20 protein-coding genes are annotated in these 17,125 nt (G+C 60.4%); 2 read left to right on the top strand and 18 right to left on the bottom strand.

Annotated elements, in window-relative coordinates:
• Nucleotides 1-55: 55 nt before the first annotated feature.
• The 5 genes from msrQ to FVF58_RS27685 all read right to left on the bottom strand — a co-directional run bounded on the left by msrQ (nt 56) and on the right by FVF58_RS27685 (nt 6,176).
• On the bottom strand, nt 56-772 hold the full coding sequence (gene msrQ, locus FVF58_RS27705; protein ID WP_149672984.1) for a protein-methionine-sulfoxide reductase heme-binding subunit MsrQ: 717 nt from the start codon (nt 770-772) through the stop codon (nt 56-58).
• A gap of 9 nt (nt 773-781) precedes the next feature.
• Complete coding sequence (gene msrP / locus FVF58_RS27700) at nt 782-1,777, bottom strand: protein-methionine-sulfoxide reductase catalytic subunit MsrP (protein WP_149672983.1); 996 nt, start codon at nt 1,775-1,777, stop codon at nt 782-784.
• Between the two features lie 197 nt (nt 1,778-1,974).
• Nucleotides 1,975-3,180, bottom strand: coding sequence for a c-type cytochrome biogenesis protein CcsB (gene ccsB / locus FVF58_RS27695; RefSeq protein ID WP_149672982.1), 1,206 nt, complete (start codon nt 3,178-3,180; stop codon nt 1,975-1,977).
• A gap of 4 nt (nt 3,181-3,184) precedes the next feature.
• A complete protein-coding gene (locus FVF58_RS27690) occupies nt 3,185-5,407 on the bottom strand; it encodes a cytochrome c biogenesis protein ResB (protein ID WP_149672981.1) in 2,223 nt (740 codons plus the stop codon).
• 115 nt (nt 5,408-5,522) lie between these two features.
• Entirely contained in the window at nt 5,523-6,176 is a 654-nt protein-coding gene (locus tag FVF58_RS27685) for a c-type cytochrome (RefSeq protein WP_149672980.1), read from the bottom strand.
• A 216-nt stretch (nt 6,177-6,392) separates the two neighbouring features.
• Here FVF58_RS27685 and yihA point away from each other — a divergent pair, with 216 nt between their 5' ends.
• Entirely contained in the window at nt 6,393-7,046 is a 654-nt protein-coding gene (gene yihA, locus FVF58_RS27680) for a ribosome biogenesis GTP-binding protein YihA/YsxC (protein WP_149672979.1), read from the top strand.
• 248 nt (nt 7,047-7,294) lie between these two features.
• Nucleotides 7,295-8,293 carry a porphobilinogen synthase gene (gene hemB, locus FVF58_RS27675; protein WP_149673089.1) on the top strand — a complete coding sequence of 333 codons (999 nt, stop codon included), beginning with the start codon at nt 7,295-7,297 and terminating at the stop codon, nt 8,291-8,293.
• A gap of 243 nt (nt 8,294-8,536) precedes the next feature.
• On the opposite strand, the gene dsbD is transcribed toward hemB, so the two are convergent.
• From dsbD to rpsE, 13 genes are all read right to left on the bottom strand, one after another.
• On the bottom strand, nt 8,537-10,408 hold the full coding sequence (gene dsbD, locus FVF58_RS27670; RefSeq protein WP_149673088.1) for a protein-disulfide reductase DsbD: 1,872 nt from the start codon (nt 10,406-10,408) through the stop codon (nt 8,537-8,539).
• Nucleotides 10,401-10,733, bottom strand: coding sequence for a divalent-cation tolerance protein CutA (gene cutA / locus FVF58_RS27665; protein WP_149672978.1), 333 nt, complete (start codon nt 10,731-10,733; stop codon nt 10,401-10,403). Before cutA ends, dsbD begins: the two co-directional genes overlap by 8 nt.
• A 183-nt stretch (nt 10,734-10,916) precedes the next feature.
• On the bottom strand, nt 10,917-11,309 hold the full coding sequence (gene rplQ / locus FVF58_RS27660; protein ID WP_006052227.1) for a 50S ribosomal protein L17: 393 nt from the start codon (nt 11,307-11,309) through the stop codon (nt 10,917-10,919).
• Between the two features lie 168 nt (nt 11,310-11,477).
• Nucleotides 11,478-12,455 carry a DNA-directed RNA polymerase subunit alpha gene (locus tag FVF58_RS27655; RefSeq protein ID WP_149672977.1) on the bottom strand — a complete coding sequence of 326 codons (978 nt, stop codon included), beginning with the start codon at nt 12,453-12,455 and terminating at the stop codon, nt 11,478-11,480.
• A 124-nt stretch (nt 12,456-12,579) separates the two neighbouring features.
• Entirely contained in the window at nt 12,580-13,203 is a 624-nt protein-coding gene (rpsD, locus tag FVF58_RS27650) for a 30S ribosomal protein S4 (RefSeq protein ID WP_011490048.1), read from the bottom strand.
• Nucleotides 13,204-13,350: 147 nt separating this feature from the next.
• A complete protein-coding gene (gene rpsK / locus FVF58_RS27645) occupies nt 13,351-13,755 on the bottom strand; it encodes a 30S ribosomal protein S11 (protein ID WP_006052224.1) in 405 nt (134 codons plus the stop codon).
• Nucleotides 13,756-13,783: 28 nt separating this feature from the next.
• Nucleotides 13,784-14,149, bottom strand: a complete 366-nt coding sequence (rpsM, locus tag FVF58_RS27640) for a 30S ribosomal protein S13 (RefSeq protein ID WP_006052223.1) — start codon at nt 14,147-14,149, stop codon at nt 13,784-13,786.
• Between the two features lie 41 nt (nt 14,150-14,190).
• Nucleotides 14,191-14,307: a 50S ribosomal protein L36 gene (rpmJ, locus tag FVF58_RS27635; RefSeq protein ID WP_004199844.1), complete on the bottom strand. Its 117-nt coding sequence runs from the start codon at nt 14,305-14,307 to the stop codon at nt 14,191-14,193.
• Between the two features lie 20 nt (nt 14,308-14,327).
• A complete protein-coding gene (gene infA, locus FVF58_RS27630; RefSeq protein WP_004521905.1) occupies nt 14,328-14,546 on the bottom strand; it encodes a translation initiation factor IF-1 in 219 nt (72 codons plus the stop codon).
• A gap of 8 nt (nt 14,547-14,554) precedes the next feature.
• On the bottom strand, nt 14,555-15,901 hold the full coding sequence (gene secY, locus FVF58_RS27625; protein WP_149672976.1) for a preprotein translocase subunit SecY: 1,347 nt from the start codon (nt 15,899-15,901) through the stop codon (nt 14,555-14,557).
• Nucleotides 15,902-15,947: 46 nt separating this feature from the next.
• Complete coding sequence (rplO, locus tag FVF58_RS27620; RefSeq protein ID WP_075303261.1) at nt 15,948-16,382, bottom strand: 50S ribosomal protein L15; 435 nt, start codon at nt 16,380-16,382, stop codon at nt 15,948-15,950.
• A 29-nt stretch (nt 16,383-16,411) separates the two neighbouring features.
• Nucleotides 16,412-16,594 carry a 50S ribosomal protein L30 gene (rpmD, locus tag FVF58_RS27615; RefSeq protein ID WP_149672975.1) on the bottom strand — a complete coding sequence of 61 codons (183 nt, stop codon included), beginning with the start codon at nt 16,592-16,594 and terminating at the stop codon, nt 16,412-16,414.
• A 10-nt stretch (nt 16,595-16,604) separates the two neighbouring features.
• The gene (gene rpsE / locus FVF58_RS27610; RefSeq protein ID WP_006052219.1) at nt 16,605-17,123 is read right to left on the bottom strand and encodes a 30S ribosomal protein S5; all 519 of its coding nucleotides are present in this window, start codon (nt 17,121-17,123) and stop codon (nt 16,605-16,607) included.
• Between the last annotated feature and the right edge of the window lie 2 nt (nt 17,124-17,125).

Below are 17,125 nucleotides of genomic sequence, written 5' to 3'. Positions count from 1 at the left end.
GCATCGCCTTCTTCTATTTACGCGCGTTGCTTCGCACCGGCGCACGCGACACTCCTCATCGCGGCTTCAATCTTCGCTCACGCAGCCATACGATCAGTCGCCACCCCAGCAACGCCACCATAATCGCGCCATAGATCTTCGGCAGCAGCAAATCGTGCTTGCCCGCCTTCATCCACCAGAAGTGCAGGATCGCCAGCGCACCGATCGCATAGATCGCGCGATGCAACGTCTGCCAGCGGCGGCCGAGCTTGCGCACCATCGCGCGCGGTGACGTCGCGGCCAGCGCGATCAGCAACACGAAAGCCGCGAAGCCCACGGTGATGAACGGGCGCTTGCCAATGTCCTTCAGAATGGCCGCCGCGTCGAACCACTTGTCGAACCAGAGGTAAGTGGTGAAATGCAGCGTCGCGTAGAAGAACGTGTAGAGCCCGAGCATGCGGCGAAAACGCACGAACGCGGCGACACCGGTGAATCGACGCAACGGCGTGACGGCCAGCGTGATGCAGAGAAACACGAGCGTCCACAGACCGGTCGAGCGTGTGATGAACTCGATCGGATTCGCACCGAGCCGGTCGGTCACGCCGAACAACACGATGCGCGCGAGCGGATACCACGCCGCGATAAACACCGCGATTTTGGCGGGCGCAATCCAACGCGCGCCGCCCGCGGCACGTTTGTTTGCGGTTGCCGTCGCTGGCGCTGAGGGCGCGGAATCCTGCCCTCGCGGCATCGTGCGCCTTGGCTGGACAACGGGTTGTGTATCGGAAGCCATCAACGTGCCTCAGAAATTCTTCTTCAGATCCATGCCCTGATAAAGCGACGCAACCTGATCGCCGTAGCCGTTGAACATCAGCGTTTTGCGCTTGGGCGTGAAGAAGCCGTCTTCGCCGATGCGCCGTTCGGTTGCCTGGCTCCAGCGCGGATGATCGACGTTCGGATTCACGTTCGAATAGAAGCCGTATTCATTCGACGCATATGTGTTCCAGCTGGTCGGCGGCTGCTTGTCGAGAAAGCGGATCTTCACCAGCGACTTCGCGCTCTTGAATCCATATTTCCACGGCACAACGACGCGCACCGGCGCGCCGTTCTGATTGGGCAGCACCTGGCCGTAGAGCCCCATCGTCAGCAGCGTCAGCGGGTTCATCGCTTCGTCCATGCGCAGCCCTTCGGAATACGGCCAGTCGAGCACGGGCGTCGAAAGGCCCGGCATTTGCGACGGATCGGCCAACGTGATGAACTGCACGTATTTGGCATTGCCGGTCGGCTGCACGCGCTTGATCAACTCCGACAGCGGCACGCCGATCCACGGAATCACCATCGACCATCCTTCGACACAGCGCAGCCGGTACACACGCTCTTCGAGCGGAGCGAGCTTCAGCAGTTCGTCGATGTCGTACACCTTCGGATTCTTGATCTCACCCTCGACGCTCACCTTCCACGGATGCGGCCGCAACGTCCCCGCGTTATGCGCGGGATCGCTCTTGTCGGTGCCGAACTCGTAGAAGTTGTTGTATGTTGTGATGTCCTTGAATGGCGTGATCCTATCGAGCGCGACAAAATTGGTGTTGGTCTTCGCCGCCAGTTTCTGCGCCTTCGGGTCCGGCGACGTGTAGGCCGCCAGCGCCTCGCCGCTCCCGCCGATCAAACCGCCGAGCGCCGCCGCGCCGGCCGCTTGCAATACGCGCCGCCGGTTCTCGAAAACGCGCTGCGGCGTGATTTCGCTGCGCGCGATGTCGTCGCCGACGAGTCGCCTTCTGTCACTTCGCTTGATCCACATCGTGCTGCTCCTTGCCGGCCCATCGGTTTGTGTATCCGACGCGGCCATATTGATGATCGCTCGTCCTGGCGTTCGTCCAGTCATCCATAGGTACCCTCATAACGAACACATTGGATGCAGCCAATATTCCACCAGCTATAAAAAAACCGCCGGTGCAAAGCACACGGCGGTTCTTGGTCGGGCCAGAACGGCGGATCTTACAGCTTGCCGTAGCTATGCAGCCCCGACAGGAACATGTTGACACCGAGGAAAGCGAAGGTCGTCACGAGCAGGCCGGTCAGCGCCCACCATGCCGCGACCGCGCCGCGCAGCCCCTTCATCAGACGCATGTGCAGCCAGGCCGCGTAGTTCAGCCAGACGATCAGCGCCCAGGTTTCCTTCGGGTCCCAGCTCCAGTAGCCGCCCCATGCTTCCGCAGCCCACAGCGCGCCGAGAATCGTTGCGATCGTGAAGAACGCGAAGCCGACGGCGATCGACTTGTACATCAGGTCGTCGAGCACGTCGAGCGCCGGCAGGCGGTCCACCAGCATGCCACGCTCTTTCGCCAGATACGCGACGCCGACCATTGCCGACAGCGCAAAGCTGCCATAGCCGATGAAGTTTGCCGGCACGTGAATCTTCATCCACCAGCTTTGCAGCGCGGGAACCAGCGGCTGGATCTGCTGCGCGTCGCGCGCGACCGAGTACCACATCAGGAAGCCGACGGCGGCGCTGATCACCAGCAGCACGAACGCGCCGAGCGCGCGGGTGTTGTAGTGCTGCTCGTAGTACAGATAGAACAGCGCGGTAATCAGGCTGAACAGCACGAACACTTCGTACAGGTTCGAGATGGGAATATGGCCGACGTCCGCGCCGATCAGGTACGACTCGTACCAGCGCACCATCATGCCGACGAAGCCCATCACCACCGCGGCCCACGTCATCTTGGAGCCGATCGCCGCGCCGGTCGGCGAGCGCGACACGAGGCCGATCCAGTAGAACACGGTGGCGAACACGAAGAGCGCGCTCATCCACAGAATCGCGGATTGGCTCGACAGGAAATACTTGAGGAAGAACGCGTTATCCGCGCGGCTGAGATCGCCGTGGTAGATCTGGATCGCCAGCAGCGACAGCGCCGCGATTCCCACCATCAACGGACGCACCGGCTTCCAGCGCCAGCCTAGAACGACGAACACCGGCACCGCGCACACCAGCACCAGCTTGTCGTAGTAGTTCATGAACGGGTAGTAGCGCGACAGCGCAAACCCGGCGCCCGCGACCATCGCCACGGCGAACAGCCAGTCGACGATGCCGAGCCTCTTCAGAAACGGCCGCTCGTCGTACTGCGCGACGTTGAGCATCTCGCTGGCGAACGATTTGTCGGGCCGCGAGGGTGAGGATGAAGAAACCTGAGTCAAGTCCATGATCTTATCGGGTCGAATCTTGTGAGCTTGCGGACGGTCCGCCAGCATTGCCGGGCTTGCTGGAGGCGCCGGCGGCGTCGGCTGCTTCGATGAGCTTCGCGCCCAGCGCGGCGCCAACGGCGTCGCGCGTCTGAACGAACTCTTTTTCGAAATCGAGCGTTTTGCGCGCACTCGACATCGCCATGACGACATGCGTGCCGTGATCGGTGTCTTTAAGCCAGAACCAGAGACGCCGTTCGCGCACGTAGAACATCGAAAAGATGCCCAATACGAGAAGCAAGCTGCCAAGATACACGACTTTTTTGCCCGGCGCGCGCGTCAACTGAAATACCGAAGCTTGCACCTGCTTGAAGGAGTCAAGCTGCAAGTAAACCGGCGATCCATACAAAAAGCTGTCGGATATCGCATTGATCGAGCTTTGGACGAAGCGGCTCGCCTCCGCGTTCGCCTGCGCGTCGGGCTCGCCGAGCCGCTGGCGGGACAGTTGCCACAGATCCCACGTCGCGCCTTCCAGCATCCGCAGCAGCAGGCCCGCAGCCTTCTCCTGCTCGCCTTTCGGCACCGAATGGTCGATAAAGCCGGCAATCGCCTGGAATCCGCCGAGCACCTGGCCGTTCGGCAGTTTGGTGCTGCTGTCCGCGCCTGCAAAAAGGGTCAGCACACGCAGCGCGCTTTCTTCGAGATGCTGTTGCAGTTCGGCATTCGAACCCGGCACCGAGCGCTGCGCGAAACGGTGTGCGGCCGCCGCGCGCATCGCCGGATCTTCGAGCGTGGCGCGCAGGTTCATCCATTCCTTGACTGTGCCGCCACTGTCGGCGGGAATACGCAGGTAGCGGAACGGATCGTCCGGATTCAAGCGCATGCCGGCAAGGAACATCTTCTCGCCCGCGACGTCCACCGGCAGCATGTAGTTGTTGTACTCGCGCGCCTGGCCGTCCTTGTCGCGCACCTTGTACTGCACCGAGGGACCCACGTTGTGCAGATCGAGCGGTTTCGAGCTCTTCGCGCCGGAGCCGAGGCGCTCGTCGAACGCTTCTTTCAGCGAGCGATGCGCGGCGACGCCACGGGCATCGGTCTGTCCGCTGCCGTTGGAGATATTTTCGACGTTGATCGCGCGGAAATCGGTGAATTCGACCGTCTGGCCGTCGGCGAGCGGCGTGGCCGTGCTAAGCGGCGCATTGCCGCCGATCGTGCCGCCGAACGGCGCGGTCTTCGCGCTCCCACCGGACATCGGGTAGGCGGTCATCTGCATCTGCGAGCCGCCGTCCTGGAAGCTCGACTGATAAATCGACACGCCGTCGTATTCGAACGGCTTGTTCACCTCGACGCGCGCCGGCACGCGCGCGCCCGTCTTGTGATCGACCACGACGATGTCGCTCGCGAACAGCTTCGGCATGCCGGTCGAGTAGTAGTCGACGATGAACTTGTTCAGTTCGATCGAGAACGGTAAGTCCTGAATCAGCGAGCCGTCCGGCTGGTTCAGGATCGCCGTCGACACATGCTGGCCTTCCGGCACCCATGCATAGCCGCGGAAAGTCGGGTTCGACTGCGACAGGCGATGCTCCGGCGGAATCTCGTTGATCACCGTGTTCGCGCGGATTGGCGATTTGTCGAACAGCCACATTTGCAGCTTGATCGGCAAATTGCTGTCGAGCAGGCCGCCGACGCAGATCACGACGATCGCAAGGTGAGCGGAGATGTAGCCGAATTTGGTCAACGCGCCGCGCTTGGCGGCGATCAGCGTGGCGCCTTCCGACTCACGCGTGACGAACTTGTAGCCGAGCCGGGCCGAGAGTTTCGCGAGCACCGCCGAGGTGTGCGCGCGCGTGCCGTGCACCGCAAAGTCACCCTTGTGGTGGAACGCACGCAAGCTGCCTTCACGGACCTTGTCCTTCCAGCTTTTCGCGTCGGCGAGCATCTTAGGCGCATTGCGGATCAGGCACAGCGACACCGACACCATCAGGAAGCCGAGAATCAGCATGAACCACCAGGAGCTGTACACCGTGTACAGGCTCAGCGCGCGAAAGATGTCCGCCCAGAACGGGCCGAACTGATTGACGTAGTTGGGATACGGATCGTCCTGCGTGAGGACGGTGCCGATGATGCTGGCGATCGACAGAATCACGAGCAGCGCAATCGCGAAACGCATCGAACTCAATACTTCGACGACGCTGCGAATGACGCGATTGCTCGACTTCGACTGCAAACCCGACGTGGTGACGCTCATTCATACTCCGACTGAACAGCAAAAAAGGGTGAAGGGCCGTCGAACTCGCGACGCCCTCACCCTTTTCTTGTTTTGTACCGGCCTTGAGGGGCCGGTTGCACTTGCGCGCGGACTCTTAACGCAAACCCGCGATGTAATCGGCCACAGCTTTGATTTCGCTGTCCGACAGACGCGACGCAATGGCATGCATCGCCTCGTTGTTGTTGCGCGCGCCCGGACCTTGCGTGAACGCGGCCAGCTGCGTCACCGAATACTCCGCCCACTGCCCCGACAGATGCGGGAACTGTGACGGAATCCCCTGACCAGTCGGCCCGTGGCAGGCGGCGCACGCCGGCACGCCCTTGTCGGCGACCCCGCCTCGATAAATCTTCTGGCCGAGCGCGACGGTGTCCTTGTTGTGCGCATAGCCTGGTTTCGGGGTCTGCGCAGCGAAATAGGCAGCGACGTTGACCATGTCCTGTTCGGAGAGCGCCGCGGCCATGCCCGCCATGATCGCATTGTTGCGCGCGGGCTGCTTTGCGCCCGGCTGAATCTTGAAGTCCTTGAGCTGCTTGACGAGATACTCGGGATGCTGGCCCGCCAGCTTCGGATACGCGCCGCCGGCACTGTTGCCGTCTGCGCCGTGACATGACGCACACACCTGCACCGCGATTGCCTGCCCCCGATTGACGTCCGGCTTTGCCGGTTCTGCTGCTCGCGCCTGAATTGCCAAACCTGAAAGACCTGCCGCTACATGAAGCACCATCAGAGTCTTGCTCAGTCGATTCATTCGCACACCCTGTCTCGTCTTGTGGGATTTTAGAGGTTTTGCAAAATACGACGGCGACCGAGTGACCGCCAGGAGCCGCCAAGGCACGCGGGCCGGCCCCCTCAGGTTTTCAGTAAACCATCGTATTGTACAATAACTCGCTAATCGCTAAGACGCCAGTCGGGCTTGACCCGTCCCCACTCCGGGTTCCCCGGCGTCTCGAATCCTGGCCTGATCATGTCCTTCCTGCTCCACCAATCCCGTTTTTTCACGACCGTCAATCACCTGCGCGATCTGCCGGCCACCGCGCAACCCGAGATCGCCTTCGCGGGACGGTCGAACGCGGGCAAATCGACGGCCATCAATATCCTGTGCAATCAGAAGCGGCTGGCGTTCGCCAGTAAGACGCCGGGACGCACGCAGCACATCAACTATTTTTCGGTGGGCAAGGCCGACGAGCCGACCGCGCATCTGGTTGACCTGCCGGGCTACGGTTACGCGGAAGTGCCGGGCGCGGCCAAGGCTCACTGGGAAGCACTGCTGTCCACCTACCTGCAATCGCGCTCGCAACTGCGCGGCATGATTCTGATGATGGACTCGCGCCGCCCGTTGACCGATCTGGACCGGCGCATGATCGAGTGGTTCGCGCCGACTGGCAAGCCGATTCACGCGCTACTGACCAAATGCGACAAATTGACGCGCCAAGAGTGCGTGAACGCGTTGCGCGCCACGCAGAAAGGTCTCGCTGAATATCGCGCTGCCGGCTACCAGGGCGAACTGAGTGCACAACTGTTTTCGGCGCTCAAGCGCATCGGGATCGACGAAGCGCACGAACTGATCGAAAGCTGGCTAATCCCCGACGCAAAGGGCGATACGGACCCCGCGCAATAAGCGCGGCTGCCCGGCTTCGATAGGCGAAATCGCCATTTCCGGCCCCCATAAAAAAACCCGCCGATCGAACGGCGGGTCAAACAGCCTAATCGAAAAAAACGACAGGCACCCGCTCAGGGAGGAGAAGCGGGGAGGTCAGCGCAAGGCGCCTTGCTCGATCGGTATGATATACCATTGTCTCGAAAAGTTTCCGGGAGCGGAGGCAGGCTTACTTGTCCACTCCACACATCCACGAGCTTCGATCCGATATGAGCTTCTACCCGCACTACCGTCCGCGCCGCATGCGCCGTGACGACTTCTCGCGTCGCATGATGCGCGAAAACATCCTCACCACCAACGATCTGATCTACCCCGTGTTCATCGTCGAAGGCACGAACGTGCGGCAAGCCGTGCCGTCGATGCCGAGCGTCGAACGCGTGTCGGTCGATCTGCTGATGGGCGTCGCCGAGCAATGCGTCGAACTGGGCGTGCCCGTGTTGTCGCTGTTCCCCGCGATCGAGCCGTCGCTGAAGACACCCGACGGCCGCGAGGCGACCAATCCGGCCGGCCTGATCCCGCGCGCGGTTCGCGAGCTGAAGAAGAATTTCCCCGAGCTGGGCGTGCTCACCGACGTCGCGCTCGATCCGTACACGAGTCACGGCCAGGACGGCGTGCTCGACGAAGCCGGGTATGTGATCAACGACGAGACCGTCGAGATCCTCGTCGACCAGGCGCGTGCGCAGGCTGAGGCGGGCGTCGACATCGTCGCACCGTCGGACATGATGGACGGCCGCATCGGCGCGATCCGCGAAATGCTCGAAAGCGAGGATTACATCCATACGCGCATCATGGCTTACGCGGCCAAGTTCGCGTCGGCGTTCTACGGCCCGTTCCGCGATGCCGTCGGTTCCGCGACGAACCTCGGCAAGAGCAACAAGATGACCTATCAGATGGACCCGGCCAACTCGAATGAAGCGCTGCGCGAAGTGCAAGCGGACATCAACGAAGGCGCGGACATGGTGATGGTCAAGCCGGGCATGCCGTATCTGGACATCGTCCGTCGCGTGAAGGACGAGTTCCAGTTCCCGACCTACGTGTACCAGGTCAGCGGCGAATACGCGATGCTGAAAGCGGCCGCGCAGAACGGCTGGCTGGATCATGACAAGGTCATGATGGAATCGTTGCTGGCGTTCAAGCGGGCTGGCGCGGACGGGGTTCTGACGTATTTCGCGCTGGATGCCGCACGGATGTTGCGCTCGCAGAAGTAAGCTGAAGCGCAGCCTGTTGGCGGTAGCTTGTCAAGTGTTGAGAAAAACGGAGGCGGACCTTTGAGTCGCGCCTCCGTTTTTTTTTGGGGCGTGATGTCAATTGCATCAGTTCGCTTTTGACCGAGCGATGCAAATGCTTTCGTGGTTCCCGCGCGGCAGTGTGGTGCGTGACGTAGCGATCCTTGCGCGCACGCGTAGGACATTGCCGCTTACGTGCTGCGCGCGTCGGCAAGTTGCTGACTGTTAAGCCCCCGAAGCACCCGCCCGATCTAGCGTGCGCAAGAACTTATCCGCAGACTCATAGCCCACCACTCGCAACACTTCCTTTCCCCCCTGATCGAAGAAAATGATTCCCGGCGGACCGAACAGGCTGAAGCGCTTGAGCAGCATTTGATCGTCGGCGTTGTTCGCGGTAACATCGGCTCGGAGCAGGTTCATCTGCTTCAATTTCGCCTGAACGCGCGGGTCGCTAAAGGTGAATTTCTCCATCTCCTTGCAACTCACGCACCAGTCCGCGTAGAAATCGAGCATAGCGGGCTGCGCCGCTGTCTTGACGGCTTGATCGAGTTCATTCGACGAGCGGATCGGGGCAAATGTCAGCTCGCTCTGCGGCGCCGCAGCGGTTTGGTTGGTGCCGTTGGTGACGGCAGCCTCTCCGCCTCGCGCCGCCAACACGGCAAGCGGTCGCAGCGGATCGGAGGATCCGGCTGCAAGCCCAACCAGCAATACCGCCGCCCAAACGGCCAACGCCGCGCCGATCCCACGGCCAAGCCTGCGCCAGATGGAGGCACCGGCAGTCTGCGCCGCGAACAACCCGAGCGAGGCTGCGGCGACCAGCAACCAGAGCGCGCTCAGCAACATCGTCGCAACCGCGCCCAGCACCGGCCAAACGATCCACAGCGCGGCGGCAAGCAGCACGACGCCGAAGAACACCTTGACGCCATCCATCCACGCACCCGCGCGCGGAAGAAGCGTGCCGGCGCCAAGACCCACGATCAGCAGCGGCACGCCGAGCCCGAGGCCCATCGAGAACAGCGCCGCACCGCCGAGCAAGGCGTCGCCGGCGTGCGCGATGAATGCCAGCACGGCGAAAAGCGGGGCGGTCATGCACGCGCCGACCACCAGCGCGGACAACGCGCCCATCACGGCGACCGCGGCGAACTTGCCGCCCGAGCGGGCCGTCGATGCACGCGACACACCGTCCCGCCAACGTTGAGGCAGCGCAATGTCGAAACCCGCGATCAGCGTCAGCGCAAAAACCGTCAGCAGGACTCCGAACGCGCCGAGTACCCAAGGATTCTGCAACCATGCGCCCAGGCTCTGCCCCACGAGCGCCGCCACGACGCCGAGCGCCGTGTACACGAGCGCCATGCCGATCACATACGCCAGTGACAACGCGAAACCGCGCGCGCGCGTCACCCGCGCGCCTTCGCCGATGATGATCGCTGACAGAATCGGAATCATCGGATACGAGCACGGCAGCAGACTGAGCACGGCGCCAGCGACAAAATACAGTCCGATGATCGCGAAGAAACCGCCACGCTGGAGCAGCGATTGCGCGTAATCGGCGCTCGTGGCCCGCTCGTACCACGGCTCGTCGGCCGCGGCGGATTGCTGCGTGGCTGCAGGAGCCGCCGCGGCCCCGGCGGGCTGCAAGGCCGCGCCGCTCACGTGGTAGACGCGCTCCATCGGCGGATAGCAAATGCCAGCATCGGCGCAGCCCTGCGACGTCACAGCCAGATCGAACGGCCCCGCCGCCTGCTTGACCGGAATCCGGATCACCAGTTCATTGCGGTAGGTTTCGACGTTCTTATTGAAAGTCTGATCGAACTTGATGTGACCGGCCGGCAGCTGCGGCTCGCCGATCGTGGCCGTGCCGTTGCGCGTCGCAAAAGCGAAGCGTTCGCGGTACATGTAGTAGCCGTCGGCGATTTTGTACGTCACGACAACTTCACCGGGCTTCTCGGCCGCGCTGAATTTGAACGCAACGGCTGGATCGAGGAAGTCGTCCGCGGCACGGGCAAGCGTGCCGAACTGCACCAGTGCTACACAGCCGAGCAGGAAAAATACGATGCGCAGCGCATGGCGCGCGCGTCGGTCGAGACCGTTAAACATGGAGAGGACGTTGGGTTTCAACAGTGATCCACTGGCCGTACGCGGCTGATGCCGTCGCTTGCCATGAGAGGATTTCCGGCGTGTCGTAGGGATGGTGAGCCAGAATGAACTGCTCGAGCTCCAGCGCGCGGGCGGCGCTCGTCTTGAACAGCAGCTGCAGCTCCTGCGCTGTTTCGATCGCCCCCTGCCAGTGATAGCTCGACTGCACACTACCCAGTTGGGTCACGCAAGCACACAACCGCGCGGCCAGAGCATCTGCGGCGAGCTTCTGAGCCACGGCTGCATCCGGCACCGTAGTCAGAATCAAGGTCACATTCACACTCACAAAAAACTCCCGCGACGCACGATTCAGGTGCCGATATCGTATCACCTGGCCTTGGGGCGACGCAGTCCGCCGCCGAAGCGCGGATGCGGCATTTGGTTACAGCGAACGACTGTCGCAGCGCATGGCTTGCCACAAACAAAAAAGCCAGGCTGTGCGCCTGGCTCTTTCTCGATGCTAAAAAGCTTACTCAGCTTCTTGCACTTCAACTTCTTCAACTTCCGGACGGTCGAGCAGTTCGACCAGTGCCATCGGTGCGTTGTCGCCGACGCGGAAGCCGAACTTCAGGACGCGCAGGTAGCCGCCCGGACGGGTAGCGTAACGCGGGCCGAGAACTTCGAACAGCTTCGTGACCGAGTCACGGTCGCGCAGGCGGTTGAACGCCAGACGACGATTTGCCAGCGACGGCTTCTTGCCGAGCGTGATCAGCGGCTCGACAACTTTACGGAGTTCCTTCGCCTTCGGCAGCGTGGTCTTGATGACTTCGTGCTCGATCAACGAGTTCGACATATTACGGAGCATTGCCAGACGGTGGCTGCTCGTGCGGTTCAGTTTCCGCAAACCATGACGGTGACGCATGTTAATTCCTTCGATTCAAAGTTTTGGTCCAGCTCTTCTATCGCTCTCGATCTACCCGAAAGTAGTGAGTGCACGGGCCGGTAGTGAAAAAAGACAAGACGCGGATTTTAAAGGAAAATCCGCGTCATTGCCAGTTCAGCGGCGGGCTCTGTCCCGGATTAGCTCGACTTACTTGTCCAGACCTGCCGGCGGCCAGTTTTCGAGCTTCATACCGAGCGTCAAACCACGCGACGCCAAGACTTCCTTGATTTCGTTCAGCGACTTGCGGCCCAGATTCGGCGTCTTGAGCAGCTCGTTTTCCGTACGCTGGATCAGGTCGCCGATGTAGTAAATGTTCTCGGCCTTCAGGCAGTTCGCGGAACGAACCGTCAATTCGAGATCATCAACCGGACGCAGCAGGATCGGATCGATCTGCGGCGCACGCGACGGCGCTTCTGCCGTTGCTTCGGTACCTTCCAGTGCCGCGAACACCGACAGCTGATCGACCAGAATGCGAGCCGATTGACGGATCGCTTCTTCCGGCGAGATCACACCGTTGGTTTCGATGTTCATCACGAGCTTGTCGAGGTCGGTGCGCTGTTCGACGCGAGCGCTTTCAACTGCGTAGCTCACGCGGCGTACCGGCGAGAACGACGCGTCCAGGACGATGCGACCGATGATTTTGGCAGAGTCTTCACCATAACGGCGCACGTTGCCCGGCACATAACCGCGGCCCTTTTCCACCTTGATCTGCACGTCGAGCTTACCGCCCTTCGACAGATGCGCGATCACGTGATCGGGGTTGATCACTTCACAATCGTGCGCGAGTTCGATGTCGCCTGCGGTGACAACGCCTTCGCCGTCCTTGCGCAGCGTAACCGTCACTTCATCACGGTTATGCAGCTTGAACACGACGCCTTTCAGGTTCAACAACAGGTTGACCACATCCTCTTGCACACCGTCGAGCGTCGAATACTCATGTACGACGCCTGCGATCGTCACTTCGGTCGGCGCATAGCCCACCATCGACGACAGCAGCACGCGCCGGAGCGCGTTACCCAAGGTGTGGCCGTAACCGCGTTCAAACGGTTCCATGACCACTTTCGCGTGGCTCTCGCCAAGCGATTCAACTGCGATGATCTTGGGCTTCAACAAACTGGTTTGCATAGGTTTTCCTTTTCAATACCCTCGGCTCGTTACACCGATAAGGCTGACCGGTAACAACCTGAAAATAAACAGCCGAGACGCCCCCTTGCGCAACGCAATCAGGGTGCCCCGGCCGTTAATCCGATTACCGCGAATACAATTCGACGATCAGGCTTTCGTTGATATCGCCAGCGATGTCGCTGCGTTCCGGCTTCTGCTTGAACGTGCCTTCGAACTTCTTCGAGTCGACCGCGACCCAGCTCGGCAGACCGCCTTGCTCAGCCAGCGACAGCGCTTCGAGAATACGAGCCTGCTTCTTCTTCTGTTCGCGCACAGCGACGACGTCACCTGCCTTCACTTGCATCGACGGGATGTTCGACACGACGCCGTTCACCATGATCGCCTTGTGGCTCACGAGCTGACGTGCTTCAGCGCGCGTCGAGCCGAAACCCATGCGGTACACGACGTTGTCCAGACGCGATTCGAGCAACTGCAGCAGGTTTTCACCCGTGTTGCCCTTCAGGCGGTCGGCTTCAGCGAAGTAACGGCGGAATTGACGCTCGAGCACACCATAGATGCGCTTCACTTTTTGCTTTTCGCGCAGCTGCGTGCCGTAGTCGGACGTACGCGCACCCGAGGTGCGGCCATGTTGGCCGGGCTTGCTGTCAAGTTTGCACTTGTCGGCGAGCGAACGACGGGCGCTCTTCAGGAAGAGGTCAGTGCCTTCACGGCGGGACAGCTTGGCCTTAGGGCCGATATAACGTGCCACGTTGATTCCTTCTATGATTAATCACGCGAACATACCCATTCGCGCTAGTCCGAACCCTTTGGGTCGAACGGTGGGCTTAGTCAATTCAATAGCGCAAGCAGCCTGCCGCCGCGCTGGGCGGCAACAGGCGCTCGCAAAACTAGCGTCTTAGATACGACGACGCTTCGGCGGACGGCAGCCGTTGTGCGGGACCGGGGTCACGTCGGAGATCGCGGTGATCTTGATACCAAGACCATGCAACGCGCGCACCGCCGACTCACGGCCAGGACCGGGGCCCTTGATCCGCACTTCGAGGTTCTTCACGCCGTATTCCATCGCCACGCGGCCTGCCGATTCGGCTGCCACCTGAGCTGCAAACGGGGTCGATTTACGCGAACCCTTGAAGCCCTGACCACCCGACGTTGCCCAGGCAAGAGCATTGCCTTGACGATCGGTGATCGTGATGATGGTGTTGTTGAACGACGCGTGAACGTGAACCACGCCCTCGGCGACGTTCTTCTTGACCTTCTTGCGAACGCGTTGCGCCGCGGAGTTGTTCGAAGCCTTAGCCATTACGTTTTCCTGTAACTGTCAGTTCCGCTTACTTCTTCAGCGATTGCGCTGCACGACGCGGACCCTTGCGCGTACGGGCATTCGTACGCGTACGTTGGCCGCGCAGGGGCAAGCCCTTACGATGCCGCACGCCACGGTAGCAGCCGAGATCCATCAGGCGCTTGATGTTCATCGTCGTTTCACGGCGCAGATCGCCTTCAACGATGAACTTGCCGACTTCTTCACGCAGCTTTTCGAGGTCTGCGTCGTTCAGGTCTTTGACCTTCTTCGAAAATGCCACACCAGCAGCGACGCAAATGTCGCGCGAGCGCGTGCGGCCGATACCGTAAATAGCCGTCAGGCCGATTTCAGTATGCTGGTGATTCGGGATGTTAACCCCTGCGATACGAGCCATTGTTTTTCCTCAAACAAAAAGCGCAAGCAAAAGCGCGGCGTTCAGCCTTGACGCTGTTTGTGGCGCGGATCAGAGCTGCAAATCACGCGCACAACGCCTTTGCGCTTGATGATCTTGCAATTGCGGCAAATGCGCTTAACCGATGCCATCACTTTCATGATATTACCCTTTTTTCAAATCACTTCGCCCGGAACACGATCCGCGCACGCGACAGATCGTAAGGCGTCAATTCAACCGTCACCTTGTCGCCCGGCAAAATTCGGATGTAATGCATCCGCATCTTGCCGGATATGTGTCCCAATACGACATGGCCGTTTTCCAGCTTCACCCTGAAGGTAGCGTTAGGCAGGTTTTCGATGACTTCACCCTGCATCTGGATAACATCGTCTTTGGCCATAAGTCCTTTCAACGCATCGGGACGCCGCCGCCTTTGAAATTAGCTTTCTTCAGCAGCGATTCATACTGTTGCGACATAACGTACGACTGCACCTGCGCCATGAAATCCATTGTGACGACGACAATGATCAGCAGCGACGTTCCACCAAAATAAAACGGCACGTTCCAGCGCAGCACCAGAAACTCGGGTAGCAGACAAACAAACACGATGTAGATCGCACCGGCCAGCGTCAGACGCGTGAGGATGCGGTCGATGTATCGCGCAGTTTGATCGCCCGGGCGGATACCTGGGACGAAAGCGCCACTCTTTTTCAGGTTGTCGGCCGTTTCCCTGCTGTTGAACACCAGTGCGGTGTAGAAGAAGCAAAAGAAGACGATCGCCAACGCGTACAGCAACACGTACACCGGTTGACCGGGCTTGATGGCTTCGGCCACGTTGTGCAACGTGTCTGCGAACCAGCTGGTACGCGACCCCGAACTAAACCAGTTCAGGATGGTTGCCGGGAAGAGAATGATCGACGATGCAAAGATCGGCGGAATCACGCCCGACATGTTCAACTTCAGCGGCAGATGCGAAGACTGTCCGCCGTAAATCTTGTTACCGACTTGCCGCTTGGCGTAGTTCACAAGGATCTTGCGCTGGCCGCGTTCGATGAACACCACCAGATACGTCACAGCAGCAATCAGCGCGACCACGATAATTGCAGAGATGATGCTCATCGACCCGGTTCGCACCAATTCGAAAAGCCCACCGATTGCGTTCGGGAAACCCGCCGCAATACCGCCGAAAATGATGATCGAGATACCGTTCCCAAGCCCGCGCTCCGTGATCTGCTCACCCAGCCACATCAGGAACATCGTGCCGGTCACCAGCGTCACGACCGTCGTCAACCGAAACACCATCCCCGGATCAATCACCAGGCCCGGCTGATTTTCCAGTGCGACGGCGATGCCGAATGCCTGGAACGTCGCCAGCAGGACAGTAAAGATACGCGTGTACTGCGTAATCTTCCGTTGACCCGCCTGCCCTTCCTTTTTCAGCGCTTCCAGCTGCGGCGAAACAATCGCCAGCAACTGCATGATGATCGACGCCGAAATATACGGCATGATCCCCAGCGCGAAAATCGTGAACCGCGAAAGTGCGCCACCCGAAAACATGTTGAACATGCCAAGGATGCCGCCCGACTGGCTTTGGAACAACTTCGCCAGTTGGTCCGGGTCAATACCCGGCACCGGAATGTGCGCGCCGATTCGGTAGACGATCAGCGCCAGCAGCAGGAACACTGCCCGCCGACGCAGATCGCCGAACTTCGCCGCGCTGCGACCGGGTTTTGCGAGACTCGGGCTGTTAGCCAAGTACCTTCTCCGATGCAAATGCTAGTGACGGCAAAAAACTTGCTCGTTACTCGGCAAAAGAGCCGCCGGCTGCTTCGATAGCAGCGCGCGCACCCTTCGTCGCACCCAGACCCTTCACAACGACCTTGCGCTTCAGCTCGCCCGTCGCGATGATCTTGGCGCTCCTGATCAGCTCGCCAACCAGGCCGGCTTGCTTCAGAGCCAGCAGATCGATTTCGTCGACCGGCAGCTTTTCCAGATCCGAGAGACGCACTTCACCGACGAATTCCTTCGTCAGCGAGGTAAAGCCACGCTTCGGCAGGCGACGTTGCAGCGGCATTTGACCGCCTTCGAAGCCAACCTTGTGAAAGCCGCCCGAACGCGACTTCTGACCCTTGTGACCACGGCCAGCGGTCTTGCCGAGGCCGGAGCCGATACCGCGACCAACGCGACGCTTAGCGTGCTTCGCGCCTTCAGCCGGCTTCAGGTTATTCAATTCCATTATCAACTCCTTGAGTCCTGGTCAGCCGCTTAGCTGATGACCTTAACGAGGTACGAAACCTTGTTGATCATGCCGCGCACAGCCGGCGTGTCCTGCAACTCGCTAACCGAGTTGAGTCGGCGCAGGCCCAAGCCACGCACTGTTGCACGGTGCGTATCACGGGTGCCGATCAGGCTCTTGACGAGCTGGACCTTGACAGTTTTATCAGACATGGTGTCCACCTTAGCCCAGAATATCTTCGACGGACTTGCCGCGCTTCGCCGCGATATCACCCGGCGTCGACTGCTTGCGCAGACCGTCGAGCGTTGCACGAACGAGGTTGTACGGGTTCGTCGAACCGTGGCTCTTGGCCACAACGTTCTGCACGCCCATCACGTCGAACACTGCGCGCATCGGACCGCCAGCGATCACACCGGTACCGTCCTTCGCCGGAGCGAGGAGAACCATCGATGCGCCGTGCTTACCATGCACTTCGTGTTGCAGGGTACCGTTCTTAAGCGGCACCTTGAACATGTTGCGGCGAGCCTGTTCCATCGCCTTCTGAACAGCGACCGGCACTTCCTTCGCCTTGCCCTTGCCCATACCGACGCGGCCATCACCGTCGCCAACCACGGTCAGTGCGGCGAAGCCGAGAATCCGGCCACCCTTCACGACCTTGGTCACGCGGTTGACCGAAATCATTTTTTCACGAAGGCCGTCGTCGCGTTCGTCAGCCTGAACTTTCGCTTGCATCTTTGCCATGA

The sequence above is a fragment of the Paraburkholderia panacisoli genome (assembly GCF_008369935.1).
Lineage (GTDB): Bacteria > Pseudomonadota > Gammaproteobacteria > Burkholderiales > Burkholderiaceae > Paraburkholderia > Paraburkholderia panacisoli.
Note: the sequence above shows the minus strand (reverse complement) of the source record. Positions and strands in the feature narration are given on the sequence as shown.

Bases quoted from the DNA above. Each gene is read 5' to 3' on its own strand.
- msrQ (WP_149672984.1), bottom strand. From the start codon at position 772: ATGGCTTCCGATACACAACCCGTTGTCCAGCCAAGGCGCACGATGCCG.
- msrP (WP_149672983.1), bottom strand. From the start codon at position 1,777: ATGTGGATCAAGCGAAGTGACAGAAGGCGACTCGTCGGCGACGACATC.
- ccsB (WP_149672982.1), bottom strand. From the start codon at position 3,180: ATGGACTTGACTCAGGTTTCTTCATCCTCACCCTCGCGGCCCGACAAA.
- FVF58_RS27690 (WP_149672981.1), bottom strand. From the start codon at position 5,407: ATGAGCGTCACCACGTCGGGTTTGCAGTCGAAGTCGAGCAATCGCGTC.
- FVF58_RS27685 (WP_149672980.1), bottom strand. From the start codon at position 6,176: ATGAATCGACTGAGCAAGACTCTGATGGTGCTTCATGTAGCGGCAGGT.
- yihA (WP_149672979.1), top strand. From the start codon at position 6,393: ATGTCCTTCCTGCTCCACCAATCCCGTTTTTTCACGACCGTCAATCAC.
- hemB (WP_149673089.1), top strand. From the start codon at position 7,295: ATGAGCTTCTACCCGCACTACCGTCCGCGCCGCATGCGCCGTGACGAC.
- dsbD (WP_149673088.1), bottom strand. From the start codon at position 10,408: ATGTTTAACGGTCTCGACCGACGCGCGCGCCATGCGCTGCGCATCGTA.
- rplQ (WP_006052227.1), bottom strand. From the start codon at position 11,309: ATGCGTCACCGTCATGGTTTGCGGAAACTGAACCGCACGAGCAGCCAC.
- FVF58_RS27655 (WP_149672977.1), bottom strand. From the start codon at position 12,455: ATGCAAACCAGTTTGTTGAAGCCCAAGATCATCGCAGTTGAATCGCTT.
- rpsK (WP_006052224.1), bottom strand. From the start codon at position 13,755: ATGGCTAAGGCTTCGAACAACTCCGCGGCGCAACGCGTTCGCAAGAAG.
- rpsM (WP_006052223.1), bottom strand. From the start codon at position 14,149: ATGGCTCGTATCGCAGGGGTTAACATCCCGAATCACCAGCATACTGAA.
- rpmJ (WP_004199844.1), bottom strand. From the start codon at position 14,307: ATGAAAGTGATGGCATCGGTTAAGCGCATTTGCCGCAATTGCAAGATC.
- infA (WP_004521905.1), bottom strand. From the start codon at position 14,546: ATGGCCAAAGACGATGTTATCCAGATGCAGGGTGAAGTCATCGAAAAC.
- rplO (WP_075303261.1), bottom strand. From the start codon at position 16,382: ATGGAATTGAATAACCTGAAGCCGGCTGAAGGCGCGAAGCACGCTAAG.
- rpmD (WP_149672975.1), bottom strand. From the start codon at position 16,594: ATGTCTGATAAAACTGTCAAGGTCCAGCTCGTCAAGAGCCTGATCGGC.
- rpsE (WP_006052219.1), bottom strand. From the start codon at position 17,123: ATGGCAAAGATGCAAGCGAAAGTTCAGGCTGACGAACGCGACGACGGC.